Source organism: Paraburkholderia phymatum, from assembly GCF_038900715.1.
Lineage (GTDB): Bacteria > Pseudomonadota > Gammaproteobacteria > Burkholderiales > Burkholderiaceae > Paraburkholderia > Paraburkholderia phymatum_A.
In genome coordinates this window covers 1-18,115 of the sequence record NZ_JAYMRZ010000005.1, presented here as the reverse complement: position 1 = coordinate 18,115, position 18,115 = coordinate 1, and the positions used below count along the sequence as shown (strand labels likewise).

Here is an 18,115-nt window from a genome sequence, read left to right as displayed (position 1 = left end):
CCGGTCGGCGCGCTGAATATGAAATTCCCGCCACCAGTGAACACTGGTTTCGACTGGGGCATGAAGGAAGGACATGACGCCATTGGTGACACTGTCCTGGACTCACCATCCGCGTGCACCTGAACTCGGTTTCCACGCAGACAAACGGCGTGCGACGTTCCGTCCACGGTGCCGCCCCAATGCTCGCATTCGCGGCACGGACGCTTCGATCCGTAGGGATTGGAGAGGGTAGACATGGGATGGCGATACTGTATAAAAATACAGTGCTCTAGCCGATCATAATCCGCAAGGGCTCCGGGCTGTTGCTGTTGCAGGGAAACGGAATTGATGAGGCTGGAACGCTTGTCGTGCGGTTGCGAGACTTGAGCCTTCGGTCAAGGGCTACAGCCGACCCCGTTTGCGCCATTCAGCGTCCCACTGCAATCCAGCCGCCCGCCCCGATCCAGGTCTGTCTCACAATTTCCGTTTTCCGGTCCGACGCTATTGTTCCCCAACGTCACCAACCCAAGGACATGTGCCTCTAAAGTTATCGACCTTTCAGCCGTATAACAATGAGCTTGCGCAACCGCGGCTATGGGCGTTGCTCCGAAGGGGCAGTTTTCGCCTGCCTCTTTAGCGGATTATTTTTAAATCAATTAAGTCTTAAAAATGATTAAAAAAACTTTCATCGTGGTCGTATTTGGTTCGATTTTTTCAGCGGCGTACGCGCAACAATCCGTGCTCACGTGTGCCATTGATAAATCTGATACCGGAATTTTCAAAGCTGGCAAAGAATATGATATTCCGATTGGAAATATGCAGCAACGGGGTAGCCAATACTTTATGAAGGGTGTTAATGGAGAGGCGAAAGCTTACATCTCCATTGATAGGGAGACGGGGGAATTCAAATATTCCGATGGCGCATATAATTTCTTAACCAAGGAGCAGGACAGGACAGCTACCGGAATGTGCCATTTGAAGAAAATCAAATTCTAATTTCATCTGAAATTAATTAAGCAGCAAGGGGGCAATGGTACGCATAAAAATCTTACGCGTATCATTCCCTTCCGCTGATGAAACGCTTCCACAAGCCGGGCGACGAAAAAAGCGCTCTGTCGTCATCGTGCCACCGACGCAGTATGGCGACTGGCTGTCCTGCCGCTCGACCGACGGGGCGCGCTCGTTCTTGAACCTCTATCCGGCCGACGCGATGCACGCTGAGCCGTTCCCGTTGCCTCCGCGAAGATCAAAACAGCAGTCGGAGGATGGCCCGGAGCAGACGACGCTGCTCGACTAATCGCTTGCCGGTCGTGCGATTGCGTTGAACGATTTGGCGCACGCGCTGACGACCGGCAGGAATGTGCGCTTGCGCGGGTGCAAAACATGTAACACAGCGGCTGAACTGTCGTCGCAAACATACCCATGCCGCGGCGCGGCGAAGTCGATCGCTCAGGCACGCGTGAGACAAAGTGATGTGTCGCAGCAGTGTGGTCAGGCAGACAGCGTGCTACACGAGCGTTTGCAACGGTGCGGAAAAGTGCAGGACGCCACGCGATGCCGCATGTGAAACATGCATGTGGAAGACAAGCGTAGGGAAGGCCCGGAAGATGCAATGCAGCAGCGCTGGTGAAGATTCTCGCGAGGTGTGGGCAATGATTGTAGGTGAGCGAATTAGCGTCATCAAGCGAGTGGGGCTGGGCGCTAGCTGTGGCGCGATTTTCACAACGTAGTTCGTGAAAAAAAATTTAAGTTGCCTTAGGATGAGTGAGAGGCATGCATTCGGCGCGCCTTAAAAAGAAAGCGCGGTTCGTCTGAAAGTCTTGGCGGGCAGACAGACGAACCGCGTTCCCTTAAACCCTAGATCGGGAGATTGCCTTGAGCAATTACTGTCTGGCGATGTCGTGGATTTACGCCGCTGCTGCGGTGGTGTACGCCATGATGGCTTACACCCATCACTGATGACACTGAGGCCCTTGTTCGCATAGAGCTCGGGCCTCCTTCATTGCTCGGTTGTAGGTTATCACCCTCGACCGAGGTGTCAATAAGATTTAGGTGTAACCGGAACACAATGTGGCGTACGGCGTGGCGTTCGGCACTCGTTTGACAAGGGGCACCAGTAGAGCTGGTTTCCTAGTGAGCGTTACCCCGATTGAGCAATGCTAGCGCCGACGCGAGAATGCGCCGTTTGTGTTCGGGGACAATCCTAGGGACAATAGCGGGTATCGGAGGGGAGTGTGCGGAGTTAAGTCTTTGATAAATATGAAGTTGCGTGCCCCGTCAATCCCCTTGCTACCCCCATTTTCTGGGTTCGAATCCCACCCGGCCCACCAAGCCCCATAAGGCTCCCGAGAATTTCCTCGGGCGGCCGCTAAATCAGGGGTGTGGGTTTTTCTGCCCGAAACCTGATTCCGACCTCTTACCTCTCTTGCCCGATCCGCGCGACGGCGTCTGCCAGGCGGCCAGTTACCAGGTGCGAATAGCGCTTCGTTGACACCGTTGATTTGTGGCCGAGCACCCCGCCAACCGTGAACAGATCGATGCCGGCGTCGATCATTTCTGACGCGGCGCCGTGCCGTAGATCGTGAAACTTCGTGGTCGGATACCCTGCCGACACGCGAGCCGCCTGCCAGCCGTCCTCGAACTTCCAGACAGGTATCGTGAACCGCACGCGGCGGGCGAGCACGGCAATCCGCGGGTGGATCGGGATGATGCGTGGCCGACCGTTCTTCGAGTCGTCGAGCGAATAGCCGGCTCGCGTTACCTTGGCGCGCAGGATCTCGCCGCGGCGCATGCCCGAGTAAAACGCAATCCGGATGGCAGCTCGGACCTCACGGTCTTCACACGCGCGAGCGATCTCCAGCCTCTCCCGACGCTGCGGGTAATGGTGGCGCTCATTGTTGACGCCAGGAATCACCATGCGCGCGGTCTGGTCGATTTCCAGCCTGCCGACCTTGTGCGCGTATTTGATCGCCGCGCGAATGTACGCGAGGATGTTCCGGATCGCACCATCCGTCAGCGGGTGCTTTACGACGCCACGATGGTCCGTCGATGCCCGCAGATAGCCGACGAACGTCTTTGACCACTCGTGCAGATCAAGCGCGTCCTGCTCGGCAAATTCAGGCGCCCACTTTTCGAGGATCTGCATTCGCTTCTTGGTGTCCTTCCAACCTGCGCTCTTGTCGGCGAAGTGCGCCATCACGCACTCGCCGATGGTCACAACGAGCTTGCGCGCACCCGCGGCTATCTCGTATTGCTCGTTTTCCCATTTGCGCGCTAGCTCGTCTGCTGCTTTGGCAGAAATTCCCGGAGGGAGAATTTTGGTTTTTCGAATGCGAGTGACCTGCCTGATTTCTTCGGGCCATTTCAATCTTGGAGAATGGCCTCGGTTGCGTCAGTTGAACAATATAGCTGCTTAAACTCGTCGGGCGTCAGGTACGCCAGACTTGCCAAGGTCGATTTGCCTGAGTTGCAAAAGATAGCCCAGCCGTGGCCGGAGACGCAATCATGCTAGCCGACCTAGTAGAGTCGTATATTGAAATGCGGCGCGCGTGCGGGTTCGCCTTCAAGTCTGAAGGCAGCTACCTACGGAGCTTCGCCGCGTTCTCTGATTCCGTGTCCGTGAATCATGTCCGCAATGAAACCGCTGTGGCGTGGGCCGCGCAAGGGAAATCAGTCCATCAGCGTGCGCGCCGACTTGGTCACGTCAGGCGCTTCGCGCGCTATGCTCGGGCTGAGGATATGCGTCACGAAGTTCCCGCCGCCGTATTCGGAAGCGAAAAAGGTCCTCGGCCGGTGCCGTATATTATGTCTGAGGATGCGGTTCGAAAACTCATTCACGCCGCACTTCAGCAAGGTTCTCATCCGCTACGCGGGAAAACATACGGCACGTTGTTTGGGCTGTTGGCATGCACCGGACTTCGCCTGTCGGAAGCCATCCGACTCCTTTATGAGGATATCACGCCAGATGGATTACTGATCAGGAATACGAAATTCAGAAAAAGTCGTGTTATTCCGATCCACGAAACATGTCGTTCAGCGCTGAACAGCTACATCGAGCAGCGGCGCTCTTACGCCCCGTTTGACAACCACGTCTTTGTTTCGGTGTGGAGGAGACCTCTGGGCGTAAAGACGGTCGAGATGGCGTTCGACTTTGCGGCGAAAGAAGCCGGTTTACCTTGTGCTCCAGAGCGACCTCGCCCAACCCCACAATCATTAAGGCATACATTTGCGGTGAGGGCACTCGAGAACTGCCCCGACGGCCGTGACCGCATAACGAAGCATATATATGGTCGCACTCTCCACGTACCTTGGTCACGGGAACGTCACGCATACGTACTGGTATCTTGAAGCAACCCCTGACCTCTTGCGAGGCATTGCGAACTGCAGCGAATCGTTCTTGCAGGAGAAATGCTATGACTCCGCTCGCACCGCACCTTACGGCGTTTCTCCAACAACGTCTGCCACTAGAACGGGGCGCCAGCGACAACACCTGCGAGTCTTATGCATATGCCTTCAAATTGCTCCTCGAGTTCGTCAGTCAACGTCTCAAGACTCGACCGTCTCAGTTGTATCTTGAGCAGATCGACGCGTCAATGATCCTCTCGTTTCTTGATTACCTTGAAACGACACGCCATAACGGTGCAAATTCACGGAATACTCGGCTGGGCGCCGTCAAATCCTTTATGCGTTTCGTAGAATATCGGGTGCCTTCATCTCTGGAACAGGTTCGCCAGATCCTGGCGCTTCCGCTGAAGCGGACTGAGAGCCGTCTGGTGAGCCATCTGACTCAGCAGGAAATGCAGGCAATATTGGATGCCCCAATTCCGTCTGGCTGGTTTGGGGTTCGAGACCGTGCCATGCTTCACGTTTGCTTCGCCGGGGCCTTGCGCGCATCCGAACTCGTTGGATTGCGCCTTAGTGACTTGACCATGCAGCCATATGCGAGTGTTGTCGTTCACGGAAAGGGTCGGAGACAACGATGCCTTCCTCTGTGGAAAGAGACGGCTTCTGCATTAAAGGCGTGGTTATCCGTAAGAGGCACCGTCAGTACACCGGAAGTATTCATAAATGCTCGGGGAGAAGCTATGACCCGATCCGGCTTCCAGTATGTGTTACGAAAGCATGCCGCCGTCGCGTCGAAGGCTTGCCCATCCATCTCAGGAAAACGCGTATCACCGCATGTGCTGCGGCATACCTCAGCGCTTACGGTCCTGCAGGCGACAAAAGACCTGCGAAAAGTCTCCCTATGGCTCGGTCATGCGAGCATGCAGACGACTGAAATGTACACACGGATCGATCAGACCGTGAAACTGGAGGCACTCGAATCTGTCGTGGCGCCGAAGCTACGCTCTGGTCGGTTCAAGGCGACAGACAGGTTAATTGCGTCGTTGAACACGGCGCATATTACGCATCGACGGAAGACCGTTGGACGCTGACGGTAGCGGGGTTCGTGCCAGCGGACTCCGCATAAGATTATTCAGCGCATTACAGTTGCCGATTGAGCACTGGCATGGCTGGATCGGCGACGAAACCATCGCCGATGCAATGCTGGATCGACTCATGCAGCGTCATCACCGGATTACGCTGACCGGTGAGTCGCTCAGAAAAGCATCCCCAAAACCCAACGTCCTGGAGCCCGAACTCGACCAGAACTGACAAGGAAATCTACAATCGACACCGCGCAGCGCCCAACCCCGCCGGATCGGTCACGTTCCCGAAATCGGCGGTCACGTTCGCCGAAATCCGCACAACTCGTCGATACGACGCATCAACGCCAGTTCGGCTTCGCCTATAGCACCCCGCACGTAATACACGCTCGATCGGCTTATCCCTACCAGGCTTGCCTGGCGTGCCACTGGCAGCGCATGCTGACGATCGATCATCGCTTTCCGCTCAGCAGGCCTGCCTTGCCGAGCGCTCCGCTTAAAAAATCGTTCTCCAGGGTCAACTGGGCAATCTTCGCGTGCAGTGCCTTCAGATCGACCGGCAGTTCCGCTGCTGCTGGTGTGGACGTGCCGAACAAGTCAGCCGCGCGCTCCTGCAATTGCCGCTTCCACTCTGTGATGTTCGCCTCGGACAACTGCTTGTGGAATCGGAGCAATTCCGGTGGAATCTAGCGAGAGGAGCTGAAATTTTTCGAAGATTCGCGCTACGCAATGCGGGCCGGATGAAAAATCCGATAGGAAAGCGACATAAAAACCCGCAGATGGAGCGAATCCAATCCTATGTTTTCGTGTCAAATCAAAGGTTTCTGCTGTCGATTTTGTCTCAGCGTGAGACAACGCGTTCCGCAGAGTGCATGGTCGACCCAGCGCACGGAGAGACCACGCACACGAAAAAAACCTGGATAGGGATTGCCGGATGCGCCGGTGCCTGCGTTGAGGGGCGACGTCCCAAATAGACGGATCGGAGAGGATCCTGAGACTTCATGCCGAACGCTCGGCGGTGCGTTGCCCGCTTCGCACATCGCAAGGGGCCGGCATTCACTCAAAAAGCTGTTCGCATGCGCGGACTCGAATGAATACGGGCGCAGCATAGCATTCAGATTACGGAAATGTGTGAAGGTTTTACGCCCTTATCGAATCTAGCGACGGCGTTCGCCAGGAGCGAAGGAGAGCGGGAGGCAGCGAGGGCGCAAACACTCGCTGATGAAACGAAGAGACAGGAGCGGGAGCAGAAGGCGCCGGGCGGCGCCTAGGTGTCACCGGGTCGCGTGATGTGCGAAATAGTGCTGCAACACCAGGGTAAGCAGTAGGGCAACGGTGACGATGCGTGCGGGCGCCGTCGCGTCGATGCACCACCGGCGACAGCGAACAGAAGTCCGTTTGAGAGCGACTACGAACTTCCGGCCGATCGACGCGTCGTGAGGCATGGTCGGCAGGGGCGGCTTTCCGTCCACGGCGGAAGCAAGATTGTCGATCAACTCCTCGACCCGGTCGAGCGAGTCGAGGAGCATCTTTGAGAACCGCTGCTCTTGAGCCTTTTGCGTATCGTCGACGAGAGCTGCGAGGGCCGCGTACCCGTTGGAATGTACCTCTTCGCCGAGTCTTTTGAAGCGTTCCTCCCAGATAGCATCCTGGTTCAGGTCGGCAACGGCCTTCGCGATCGCCTGACGCGTTTGCTCTAGCTCGCCGACGGCCTGGTGGAAAGCGGCTTCCGCTTCGCGAAATTTCAGGACAAATGTCCTTAGTTCTTTGAAGGTAAGCCGGATGCGAGTGGTTTCTGCGGTCGGAATTTCTTCGAACATGGAGGGTTGTGTGGCGTTACCCCTGGGCCGGCTCCGGCGCCGCTTCCGCTGTGGCGACGCCACGGGCAGTAGGCGAATTCACCGGAACGGCGATGTCCAACTCGGTCCAAGCGCGGTTCATGAGATTTTGTGCTTGTGCCACCAGTTCTTGCAGGAATTGATTACGCAGCGCGACGTCCTGCCCGACTTCATCGCCGGAGGCCATCGCTTCGGCGAATGCTACGTCGTAATCGGTTTTGTCATTCTGGACGTCCTGCCACGATCGTCCAGATGTGGCGAGAAGCGAAAACACGTCGAGCGAGGGGATGGCGCATTTGGGATTTATCTTTACGCGGCGATCCTGGTCAGCAAACGCGAACAGGTGGGGAAACACGGCTTCGACGGGGCCATTTTTCTTATGCATGGTGACCATGTTCAGAACGACGCGGATGCGGTCGGGGTCAGCGCCAACCTTGTCGAGTAGCGTCCGAATGGTCGTAATGGACTCGATTTGTCCGCGGTCACTTTGAGTTGCCGGGACAACGTAGTAGTCGAAACGGTCGTGGCTACCTGCCTCCTCCAACCGGTCGATGAAGCTTTCGATATTTGACGCTCCGACGTCGGTAATAGTGTTGCCGACGAATGCGAATCGGCGCAGATCTTCATAGTGAGCATGAGCACGATCTTCGATGGGAATTAGCCGTTTTGATCATCCAGCGTGATGTCCTCATAGTGACGAACCTCATCCACGTGCTCAAATTCGTTTGTTGACAGCAATGACGCCGGTGTTCGATTCTTCGATCATCTCATCCAAATGGGCTCCCAGATGATCAGCGAAATCATTGGCAACGACCGATTCGAAGTATTCCTGAAAAGCATCGACAACGACCTCGCCGCACGGGCCAAATCGAAAGGCTGTGCGCACTGTAACGGCACCTTGCACAGCGCGACCTATCCACGCAAGCCTCGTGGACTATCGGATTCAGCCGATCCGCCAAGCCGACGCCACAGCTTTTGCTGTGAGACATGTCGGCGCCGCACTACGCCCGCGTCCGTCCGATTCCTGGGGCGCCGCGTCTACACCGGTGCCGTCGTGGTCCTGGTGTCTGCGATGGGCGAAGGCGTGACGAACCGGCGCATCGAAGAGCTGCGCGCCGTGCTGGGTGTGCATCGTCGCACCCTGCAGCGGTGGCGGAACTGGTGGCGCACCGTATTCCCAGCAATCCCGTCCTGGTCCGTGGCACGGGCCAACCTGATGCCGCCGCCGGACACCGCCGCCTTACCGGCCAGCCTGCTGGAGCGCTTTGCAGGGCCCGACAGCTCGATGAGGCTGGCCCAGTGCCTGCGGTTCCTCGTCCCGCTTTTCGGGCCTTACGGCGATCGCGCTTGTTGATGAAGGCAAGGCACCCGCAGAAAATGTCGCTTGACTGCAGGAGGAACGCCGGAATCCCTTGCCAGCCCTTCAGGATGAACGCTAAAGGACACTCCGTTTAGACATTGTGTCGCTGAATTCAAGCGCCAGTGATGCAAGCAATCGCGTTGTTCAATTCCTGATGCCGACGCGGCATCGCGGTCAATCGGACTTGCTTGGTCGATCGTCCATCATTTTCGGTGATCATAGGCTCATCGAAGATCGTGCTCATGCTCAATAGTATTCGCGGTACTCAGCTGCAGCGTATCGATGAACGTGCAATCCGTAACGCTCCGCGCCCGTATTGTTCGTCTCGATCGAAAGGAGTTGCCCACCTACGCGGGGGTGGAGCAAGCACGCGCCGATCGTGCTCTTACCGACTCCCCCAAAATTGTGTGCGACCAGGAGGTTGATGTGCTTACGTTTCATTTTTTGACCTATCAAGGTTGGTGTTTGTCGTTTCGCCGGTTCTTATTTGCCCGTCTCTCAGTCGCTGGCGGTATGACGCGACGGCTGCAATATTCTTAGGGTCGTTTGGGTCGTAGCGGATCAGTGGGCTTCGTCGAACCTTGGTGTTGCCATCATATGTATCGTTACCTTCCTGTCGTGCGTCGAAAGTGTCGCGATTGGATGTCGCATTTGATCTTTCGCCCGGAAGGCTGTTCGATCGGGCGACGTCGCTACGCGTTGCACTCGCTGTCTCGCTGGTGTTTCGATGTCGGGCCACTGGGACCTGGTCGGCGGTATCACCCTCTACGCTCAGGCCGTCGGCCGGCGGTGCCGGGTTGCACGCAGGATCTGAAGCGCGTGGCAACGGTCTGCGTGCAGTTGCGACCGGCATCGCACTACTGATGCCTACGGCGGTTGGCGTTGGCTTACGCGTACCCGACCGATCGGGGTGGGGGTGCTGCACATCGCCGGTTAGGGCATGACTAGCTCCTGCACTCTTGTCAGTATTGTCGTCGCGCGCCTTGGCGACTGACGATCTGCGGCTGATGCAGTAGCGATCGGGATGTCGGACGAAATACTGGTTAACGGCGCTCACGGTAACCTGAACGTTGTTGAGGTTCAGGAAATTCGCGATCCCTCGCCCACTTACCCCTTGCACGCGCAACACGCGAATTTCAGTATCGAACGCGCTGATTTTCGTACGTCGGACGGCATGGTCTGATTTCAGGAATTCATCAAGATTCATAGGTCGCCTTCTGATTTGAATGTCAGCGCCGTTGTGAGGGAATGCGGGTTTCAGTTTGCCCGTTGTTACCAACTCGATCAGAAGGAATAAATCGCTATTTCGCGCTGCATTCGCCGCATCACGCGGTTGTGGCGACAATCTTTGGAGTCGCGGCAGCGAGTTTTAGAATCGCAGCGACAAGCCTTGGAGTCGCAATGACAAGTTATCGGGTCATCGCGACAAGCTACAGCGTTGTGGTGCCGAGAGCTGGTGCTGCGAGAACCCACGGCGTTTCAGGTTTCAGCGACAAACTTTGTGGTCGCAGCGGCAAGCTATCGCGTCATCGCGGGAAGCTACAGCGTTGCGGTGCCAAGAGTTAGTGCTGCGAGAAGCCACGGCGTCGCAGCGACAAGCTTTGGAGTCGCGGCGACAAGCTATCGCGTCACCGCGATAAGCTACAGCATTGCGGTGCTAAAAGTTGGTGCTGCAAGAAGCTGCGGCGTTTCCGCGACAAGCTTTGAAGTCTTAGCGACAACGTATCGCGTCGCCGCGACGAGATACGGCGTTGCGGTGCTAGAGTTGTGTTGCAAGAAACCATGGCGCTCCAGCGAACAAGGGTTTGTAGCGGCAATCTAAGGAGCCTCACCAGCAAATCGGTTTAGAAGTCGTGGCTGGAAGTGGAGTAGGCTGAAGCTTTAAGGGGCGGGTGCCGTAGTCTTTGAAAGACGGCAGGCGCGAACTGGAGGGCAGTCTGGGCCGGCGGCAGCAGCGCAATCGCCATGCGTTACTGATCGTAGGGCAGAACTCTCGCGAGTTGCTCTTGCGCCCATAGCAAGTCTGTGTTCTACTTCGAGCACCAGATTCATCCGGGCCGCCGATGCGGCAGTAGCGAAGCCTCGTACTCGCACGAGGCGCCCGCCGTACATATCCCACGCGGAGCCATCCGCGCAAATTTGTAGCACGACGCCCTAGAGGCGTCTTTTTTCTACCCAACAGCGAATCCCCAGCAGTTCCACACAGAGTCAGGGCGCAAACCCTTGACGAGTGCGGCCGAGCGGGATGTTTTACTCCACCGTTGACTGACATACGCGCTGGGGAAAACACGGCGGATTCGCGGGAAATCGTAGGCGTCGTCGTCCTATTGCGGACGAACTATTCACTGGTCGCGCAAGCGTCGGGGTGAGTGGGGTCGCCTTGCCCGCCAGTCATGGCAGGGAACATCAACTCTTGGCGGTACGTGTGCTATCGCATAAACCGTCCTCATCGCGAGGAACGGAAGCACACAGGCGTGGCTCCCCTTTAAAGGGCCGGCGCCTGGCTATTACGCCAGGTAACCTCGTGACCGTAAGGGCGAGGCTTGAGCGGAGTTTTGAGAGGTCAGGCTACCGCCGGAATGCACATTTTTACGACCATGCGACCTTTTCACAAGCGGTATGTGGGAGTGGCTTCCTTCCAGACGCGCAGACACGGCGCGCCGAACTCTGACCGATTGCGAGACCGGGTAAGAGGAACGAGCTTCGACGCATAGATTCGCGGCGCGCACAGCTGCGAAACCGGCACTCTGACTTCGAAAGAAGCACAGGGGCGGTTTTTTACGTTGTGGTGGGAGATGAGTAATGGGACGATATAAGCTGCGGCAAGGTAAACGTGCAACGCTTGCAGTAGCGAGCACACCCGATAAGGATGCGGAAAGCTGGCGTAGCCGGGTTAGGGCGATTGTCGACGCAAACATCAATAAGCGCGTCAATGGTCAGGTAGCTTCGCTCCGCACGAGAGAGCACAACCGCAATGTCATCAAGTGTGCGTTCGAGACGTGGCACAGCAAGCTCAACCACAAGGTGAAAGTCCCGCAAAACCTCACCGACCGGCATATTCAGGTGCTCGTTCAGTATTGGTACGAGGAGGGCAAAGCGGCGTCCACGATGCGTAACGACCTTTCCGTGCTCCGGAAATTCTTTGGGTGGATGGGGAAGAAGGGCGTTGTGCGTCCGCTTGAAGAATATTTGCCTGATGCACCAGCGGAGCGCATCAAGATCCGCAACCTGAAAAAGAGAGGGAATAAGTCGAAGTCGTGGAGTGCGAGCGGCATTGACGTCGAGCAGAAGCTCCAGGAAGCGTTCGCCATCGACGAGCGTTTCGGCATCATCGTTGCGATGCAGCTGGCGTTCGGCTTTCGGCGTAAGGAGACAATCTGCATTCGCCCCTGGGTGAATGATCTCCGGGAGATCGGGGAGAACTCCTTCTTCATGCACGAGCGTGACGGCACGAAGGGTGGCCGAAAGCGGCATATCAAGCTCCAGTTCGCCTTTCAGGTGTGGATCCTCGATTACGCGAAAGCCCGCACGGCTAAGCGGGCGACGCTCGGATGGCCGAGAACACGTCGCGGCGAAATCGCAACGCTCAAGCAAAACATCGAGCGGTACAAGTATTACATGAAGAAGTTGGGCATTACTAAGGCTGAGGTTAATGCAACTGGCCACGGCAGCCGCGCCGAGTATGCGGAAAACTGCATGCTGCTGGAGGGCTTCGTTCCGGCCACCCTTGGCGGGAAGGCGAACCAGATGTCGCGCGACGATTATCAAATCCGTGCGATCCGCGTCAGCGAGAACCTCGGTCACAGCCGCGAGCGGATTACGCGGGATAGCTATTACGGTACGCCCGATAAGGATGATTCGGAGCCTGGCACCATGCCTGCGGTGCAGGATTCACAAGCCACGTCGAGTGTCGGTAATGAGTCAGCAAACGCGCTTGCCGCTGGACTTCCTGCGAATGCGTCGGGCGGCCTGGCGACAGTCGGCTCGCAACTCGAGTCAGCGCTAGCTGCTGCGGGCGAAACGCCAAAGGACTTTCTGGGCATCACCAGTTCTTACTACCGGACGATGCCGGCGAAGCGGGAGCGGCCGGACCCATCGAAGCCGCCGGTACCCGGTGTCGGGCGGTTCGCTTATGCAAAGCCAACGTGTGACAGGTCGAAGGCGGGAGGGTCAAAGCGCAAGGGCGAAATTGGGGGTAAGCAGTACGACGATCGCAAGTTGCGCCTGCCGCTGCGGGACATGCTTCCCACGATCACGCGAGTCACTAAGGGGAAACCGACTAAAAGGGATGATTGAGGCTGGGAGTTTGACTGCGGGCTGATCCACCCACTGATCGTGAAAAGACGGCAAACTAGTGGCCCGCCAAAACAGCGCAAGTGTGATCGCCGGTGAGATAAGCGTCAGCATGACCTGTCCAACTGCCCCGTAAAGATCGAAAGATAAGGACAACATCGTCGGATCATTCGATTCTCGTTAGTATTTCCGAATACATATGCTAATTTAGAATAACGTATGCGAGTCGGTTCAAGATGCGGGATTCGCCGGAAAACCTCGCACAGTGCAGATGCCAGGGGAGACGCGCGAGCGACGATTTACTGCCCGCGCCTCTGCCGACTCGAAAGGGCCGGCTGTTTCTGGTCGATGAGCGTGCGTTGACCACCCATCAGGTTCTCGCACCGTCGGCGCGCGACAATCTTGTAACAAGATACCTCTGAACTTGATCGGCTGTAGGACATCAAGAAAAGGCAAAGCCTTGCTCGCGCGTGTTTGCATCCTCTGTCAGGGCCCAACGGCGAACACCGTGCGTGCCGCTGCTTCGACGTCGTCTGGGCGGATTTCTGCGATCCGCTTCCGCAGTGCGCGCACCGCCGCCGAGTCGAGGGTTTTCTGAACAAGGGCATCCGCGTCGGCGATCGAGCGGCCGGACAGAACCAGTGCGAGCGTGTCTAGCGTCGTAGGGAGAATCCGGAATTCCCTGCCAGCGAGGGCGGTGAGCCTCTTCCTCGCGTACCGTCGCATATCGTCTGCCGACGGCACGTCGAAGACAATCTTCTCATCGAATCGACCACCGCGCACCGCCGCCGGATCGATCCGGTCAAAGTGGTTCGTCGCGGCCACGTAGATGATATCGCGCACGCGGCCGCCGCCACCGTCGAGCGTCGTGAGCAGCTTGTTCGTGATCGTGCCGTGGGCGGAGACGCGACGATCGCAGAGGATATCGTCAGCTTCATCCAGAAACACCACGACCGGACGAATGTCCTTTGCTTCTCGAACCAGCTTGTCCCACGAGGCCGGGTCCGACAGGATCTCGGCCCCCGTTGTCTTGAGGAACGCCCACTCGCTCGCCTTGGCCAGTGCCATTGCCGCAGCCGTCTTGCCGGTGCCCGGCGGCCCCATGAACACCAGACCTGCCGGAACCCGCCCGCCGATCTTTTCGAGGCTCGAGATGTTCTTCATCTTGAACGCCAGATCTTTCAGGGCGTCACGCGACTGCAACGGCATGATGATGTCATCGATCGCCAGCACCTTTTCCGGCAACTTGCCCTTGCGACCAACCATCTGGCGCATCGCGAGCATGCCGTTGTCGAACGACACCTTGCCCTGGCTGATCCGACCGTCGCGCCGCATGGTCTTGAGTTCTGCACCAACCTTCGCCAGCCGGCTCGCGCTGAAACCTTCCCAACGATCGGCAAGGCTTGCGATCACGTTGCCGTCCACCGCTGCGAAACCCATTGCATCACCGATCGACTTACGCAGAATCGCCTCACGCGCTTCGAGGTCCGGTGAGGGCACTTCAATCTTGTAGTCGAAGCGACCTTCACGAATGCTCGCGGCGTCAAGCTTCTCAAGATAGTTAGTGGCCGCAACCAGCACCACACGCGAACCACGCAGTGACACCACTTCCGTCAGGATCACGTTCGTCAGGTCCTGGTCCATCGAGTGAGCCGACCGGCTGTTACGCGCCTTCACGAACGAGTCGAACTCGTCGATGAAGAATACACACACACCAGCACGCCGGGGGTGCGGACAAATTCTTGGACTGATTTACGCCGCGATTCCAAGACTCTGCCGGTATTCGATGGGGCTGAGGGAACCGAGCGAGACCTTGATACGCTTTGCGTTATACCAGCGGATATACGAGTCAACGACTTCAATGAATTGATCAACGGTCGTGGCCCGCCAGTCACGAGGATAGAATAACTCCGTCTTGAGGTGCCCGAAGAAACCTTCGCACGCTGCATTATCCGGCGAACATCCTTTGCGCGACATCGAACGAATCAGTCTTGCATTACGCATCCGTGAGAGCCACCCCGGCCAGCGATAGTGTGCACCGCGATCGGAGTGAACCACAGGCCGCTCCTCGCAGGCAGCCAGCGACTCAATCGCCGAATCCAGCATGGTGTTGACGAGTTCGGCATCCGGCCGCGTGCTGATTGACCAACTCACAACGAGACCGTCGAAGCAGTCAATCACCGGCGACAGATACACCTTGCCGGCCGGAATCTGGAATTCGGTAATGTCCGTGAGCCATTTCTGATTCGGGGCAGCGGCGCGGAAGTCACGATTGATGATGTTCTCCGGCGCAGGGCTTATTTCTCCGCAATAGGAGCCGTAGCGACGTCGCCTGGTCGTGGCAACGGCCAGACCTTCCTGTCGCATCAAACGTCGCACCACCTTCTCCGAGATCACGATCTGCTGCCTGCCCAACGCCGCGTGGATCCGGCGATATCCGTAGCAACGGTGATTGAGTTTGAAGATATCCGCGATGACGCGACGCGCGTCAGCGTGCCTGTCAGCAACGAGCTGACGTGCACGGTGATAGAAGTAGGAACTGCGGGCAAGCCCCAGGGCCGCTAACAACTCTGGGAACGAATAGCTCTGCTTGAGGGCATCAACCAGCATCGTCTTCTCCCGGTTGCTCAGGAGTTGCGGGTCGATGCCCATTCCTTTTTTTATCAGTTCGTTTGCCTTCTTCAGGATGTCGTGCTCGAGCTGCAGTTGCCGGATGTCGCGTCGAAGCGATTCGACCTGCTGCTCCAGTTTCGCACGCTCGTCGTCCGGTGCTGGCTTCTTCTGGCGTTTCATGGATGCTGGGGCGTCACGACCGAGTAGCTGGTTCTTCCAATTGTAAAGCGTCGGCCTGCTCACGCCTGCTTTCCGGGCAACTAGGCGCGCGCTTTCCTCTCTGGTGCACAGCTCGATGACTGCCGCCTGCTTCACGTCCGGCGATTTCGGAACGCTGCCAGTTGCTCTGCCGACAACGCGTTTTCTGATTTCGGGATGCAGCTCTTCGATCCAGGCTGCAAGCGTCTCGCGACTCGGATAGCCTAAAGCCCTCAAGGTTGCCGCAGCACAGCGGTCATGGCTCAAATAATGACCGACAGCCGCCTTCTTCTGTTCAGCCGAATACCTCGGCCTCGAACGGACATAGCCGGCCCGTAGATCATGGCACTGTTCGTATTCGCGATGCCAGGCTTTGAGAGAATTCTTTGTTGGATAGCCCAACTGCCGGATGGTCGCCCCGAGGCGCTTGCCCAGCTTCAAGTAGAGTCGGACCGCTCGAATGCGCTCTTCGTATGAGAACATGAACTACCTCCAGGTAGTCCAAGTTTTCGTCCGCGCCCCCCCCAGCCACAGCGAGATGACCGTGAGGTCAACGCCAGCCTGAAGCAGGTGCATGGCAGTCGCATGCCGAACCAGGTGTGGTGAGATGCGTCGGTCGTCTGTGCGCGATAGAAGCGATCGTAACCACGCGTGGCCGTTCGGCCGAAATCTCTGCTGCCGTGTCGAGAAGCGGCAACAGCAGGGCGGTCAGCGCGAAATGCCCGAGTACGTTAGTGCCGAACTGCAATTCGAAGGCATCGGCCGTTTCGAGGCGCTGGCGCGGCGCCACGACGCCCGCGTTGCTGATGAGGATGTCGAGCGGCCGGCACCGCGCGAGTTCAAGCTCGCAAAACGCGCGCACGGCCTCGCCGCAGATGCCATCGGAAGCGCGTGCCTGCATCGGCAAGCTCTCGAATCGCTGGCGGGAGAAGTTCGCCGACGCCAAGTACTGCGTCGGCCATTGGCACGTCAAGATCAAGGACGACGATACCCTGAGTTTTTACTGCGACGCCCGCGAAGCACCGCGGCGGTAGCCCGTCGTCGCTCACACTATCCCCTCAAGGGCAACGAAGTCGCCTCCTATCGGCACCGCTGCCGACCATCTCCCCTACGGTACTGAAGTTTCGGCAAAATCGAGAGCACTCGCTACTACGGGGATTCTCGGGCGGATACGTTCGGAGAGCACCAGCGGTGCATAGCGGACTGCAGTGGCCAGATCCGTGGACATCGTTAATCGCCTATGGCGCCCCGCGCATCCTCGTGTCATACCCGCGGCGCGGTGCTCTTCGAACCGCACAGCTCACCAGCGGTCCGGGTGAACGCATCCGTGTCGCCGCAGGGGCCCCCCAGGGCGGTTGCCGTGTTGCACACACGGTGGCGCGCCGGAGCACGTGCCCGGATTGCTGCGTGTCATGCTTCTGTCTGCTGTTCCGGTTTTCAGCGGGCGGAGTTACTGATCGGTGCACCAAATAGTGCGTAGTGCGTTAAGCGGGTATGAAGACGAAAACTGATGCCCGCGTGAGAGGCAGCTCAACAGCCGCTGACTTCTCAACGGCTGCGACGGGCAGGGATCTAACTCCCCATGTAGCCGGGTTGTCAGGGCAGGGCCTGCGGGGCCTGGCGTGCCTTTCGCGTCAGCCTCGCCGTCCCGGCGCCACATGCCTGTCCGGCCGGGCTGACGTTTGGTAAAGCGCGTGTTGCGCGCGCTTCGCTGACATCCCGAAAGTCGCCCGCCCGAAAGTGAACGCGGCAGATTGCCCGCTGTATGGCGTGTGCTCACTGGCGTGTGATGTATTACTGACGGGTGCATCAAATAGTGCGTAGTTGCCTATCCCGTGCGGCGCGGCATGGCCTGTCAGACGGACATCGAAGATCACCCCATGAAGAATTATTTCGACAGCGGACTCGCACAGCGCTATGACTACGGAGTTGCTGTCTACATCGCCGCCAGAACCGCCGACCTGCAGCGCGGCATCGATGCGACAAATGCCCGGCGCCGCGCCGCGGGCAGGCGTCTGCTCGACGATGCGCGTGTTGAGGAAGTCATCTCATGCATGCGCAACAAAGGGGAACTTCCTGCTGAACCGGACGCGGACGGCGCACGGTTACCCGACGCAGACGCAACCGGCTGATCTGCGCACGAGATCTTCTTGTGGCATTCGTTTCCGTTTCCTGTCGCGGCCCGTCGCCAGTGACGCCCTGCGAGGACAATGCATCTGTTGTTTAACGCACCACTGCGGATCGTGCTTGAACCGCCTCAACACGATTTTCGACCCGCACCTAGACAGCGTCAAGCAGCACGGCCGGTCAGCGACAACTATTTTGGCCGGTCAACGGGTGTAGTTGTCGATGGCTAATTCATAGTTGTCGCGCCTCCATCGTAATTGTCGTCGGGTAATTGTCGCCGG

Annotated in this window: 13 protein-coding genes and 2 pseudogenes; 7 read left to right on the top strand and 8 right to left on the bottom strand. The window is 57.8% G+C overall.

Translation table 11 applies throughout. The annotated features are described in order from the left end of the window. Positions 1-648: 648 nt before the first annotated feature. Positions 649-975, top strand: coding sequence for a hypothetical protein (locus VSR68_RS11060; RefSeq protein WP_342939885.1), 327 nt, complete (start codon positions 649-651; stop codon positions 973-975). A gap of 1,420 nt (positions 976-2,395) precedes the next feature. On the opposite strand, the gene VSR68_RS11050 is transcribed toward VSR68_RS11060, so the two are convergent. After that, positions 2,396-3,346, bottom strand: a complete 951-nt coding sequence (locus VSR68_RS11050; protein ID WP_342939884.1) for a site-specific integrase — start codon at positions 3,344-3,346, stop codon at positions 2,396-2,398. A gap of 137 nt (positions 3,347-3,483) precedes the next feature. Here VSR68_RS11050 and VSR68_RS11045 point away from each other — a divergent pair, with 137 nt between their 5' ends. The 3 genes and pseudogenes from VSR68_RS11045 to VSR68_RS11035 form a co-directional block, all read left to right on the top strand. Next, positions 3,484-4,326 (top strand): tyrosine-type recombinase/integrase, encoded by an 843-nt coding sequence (locus tag VSR68_RS11045; protein WP_342939883.1) that lies wholly within the window; start codon positions 3,484-3,486, stop codon positions 4,324-4,326. A gap of 65 nt (positions 4,327-4,391) precedes the next feature. Beyond that, positions 4,392-5,414, top strand: coding sequence for a tyrosine-type recombinase/integrase (locus VSR68_RS11040; RefSeq protein ID WP_342939882.1), 1,023 nt, complete (start codon positions 4,392-4,394; stop codon positions 5,412-5,414). 46 nt (positions 5,415-5,460) lie between these two features. After that, a pseudogene (locus VSR68_RS11035) lies at positions 5,461-5,634 on the top strand (ATP-binding protein); the annotation flags it as partial. Between the two features lie 92 nt (positions 5,635-5,726). Here VSR68_RS11035 and VSR68_RS11030 read toward each other — a convergent pair. The 3 genes and pseudogenes from VSR68_RS11030 to VSR68_RS11020 form a co-directional block, all read right to left on the bottom strand. Then, positions 5,727-6,043, bottom strand: a pseudogene (locus VSR68_RS11030) (IS3 family transposase); the annotation flags it as partial. Between the two features lie 636 nt (positions 6,044-6,679). Next, a complete protein-coding gene (locus tag VSR68_RS11025) occupies positions 6,680-7,225 on the bottom strand; it encodes a hypothetical protein (protein ID WP_342939881.1) in 546 nt (181 codons plus the stop codon). Positions 7,226-7,241: 16 nt separating this feature from the next. Then, positions 7,242-7,787 (bottom strand): hypothetical protein, encoded by a 546-nt coding sequence (locus tag VSR68_RS11020; protein ID WP_342939880.1) that lies wholly within the window; start codon positions 7,785-7,787, stop codon positions 7,242-7,244. Positions 7,788-8,030: 243 nt separating this feature from the next. Between VSR68_RS11020 and VSR68_RS11015 the strand changes: the two genes are divergently transcribed. Then, complete coding sequence (locus VSR68_RS11015; RefSeq protein WP_342939879.1) at positions 8,031-8,597, top strand: hypothetical protein; 567 nt, start codon at positions 8,031-8,033, stop codon at positions 8,595-8,597. Positions 8,598-9,033: 436 nt separating this feature from the next. Here the strand turns inward: VSR68_RS11015 and VSR68_RS11010 are convergent, their stop codons facing one another. Then, positions 9,034-9,810 carry a hypothetical protein gene (locus VSR68_RS11010; protein ID WP_342939878.1) on the bottom strand — a complete coding sequence of 259 codons (777 nt, stop codon included), beginning with the start codon at positions 9,808-9,810 and terminating at the stop codon, positions 9,034-9,036. Positions 9,811-11,405: 1,595 nt separating this feature from the next. On the opposite strand from VSR68_RS11010, the gene VSR68_RS11005 reads away from it, so the two are divergent. Next, complete coding sequence (locus VSR68_RS11005; RefSeq protein WP_342939877.1) at positions 11,406-12,899, top strand: phage integrase N-terminal domain-containing protein; 1,494 nt, start codon at positions 11,406-11,408, stop codon at positions 12,897-12,899. Positions 12,900-13,382: 483 nt separating this feature from the next. Here the strand turns inward: VSR68_RS11005 and VSR68_RS11000 are convergent, their stop codons facing one another. From VSR68_RS11000 to VSR68_RS10985, 3 genes are all read right to left on the bottom strand, one after another. Beyond that, positions 13,383-14,609, bottom strand: coding sequence for an AAA family ATPase (locus VSR68_RS11000; RefSeq protein ID WP_342939876.1), 1,227 nt, complete (start codon positions 14,607-14,609; stop codon positions 13,383-13,385). Positions 14,610-14,648: 39 nt separating this feature from the next. Beyond that, positions 14,649-16,190, bottom strand: a complete 1,542-nt coding sequence (locus VSR68_RS10995; protein ID WP_342939875.1) for an IS3 family transposase — start codon at positions 16,188-16,190, stop codon at positions 14,649-14,651. A 67-nt stretch (positions 16,191-16,257) separates the two neighbouring features. After that, positions 16,258-16,608 carry an SDR family NAD(P)-dependent oxidoreductase gene (locus VSR68_RS10985; RefSeq protein ID WP_428983494.1) on the bottom strand — a complete coding sequence of 117 codons (351 nt, stop codon included), beginning with the start codon at positions 16,606-16,608 and terminating at the stop codon, positions 16,258-16,260. A gap of 979 nt (positions 16,609-17,587) precedes the next feature. On the opposite strand from VSR68_RS10985, the gene VSR68_RS10980 reads away from it, so the two are divergent. Further along, the gene (locus VSR68_RS10980; RefSeq protein ID WP_342939874.1) at positions 17,588-17,839 is read left to right on the top strand and encodes a hypothetical protein; all 252 of its coding nucleotides are present in this window, start codon (positions 17,588-17,590) and stop codon (positions 17,837-17,839) included. The last annotated feature ends 276 nt before the right edge of the window (positions 17,840-18,115 follow it).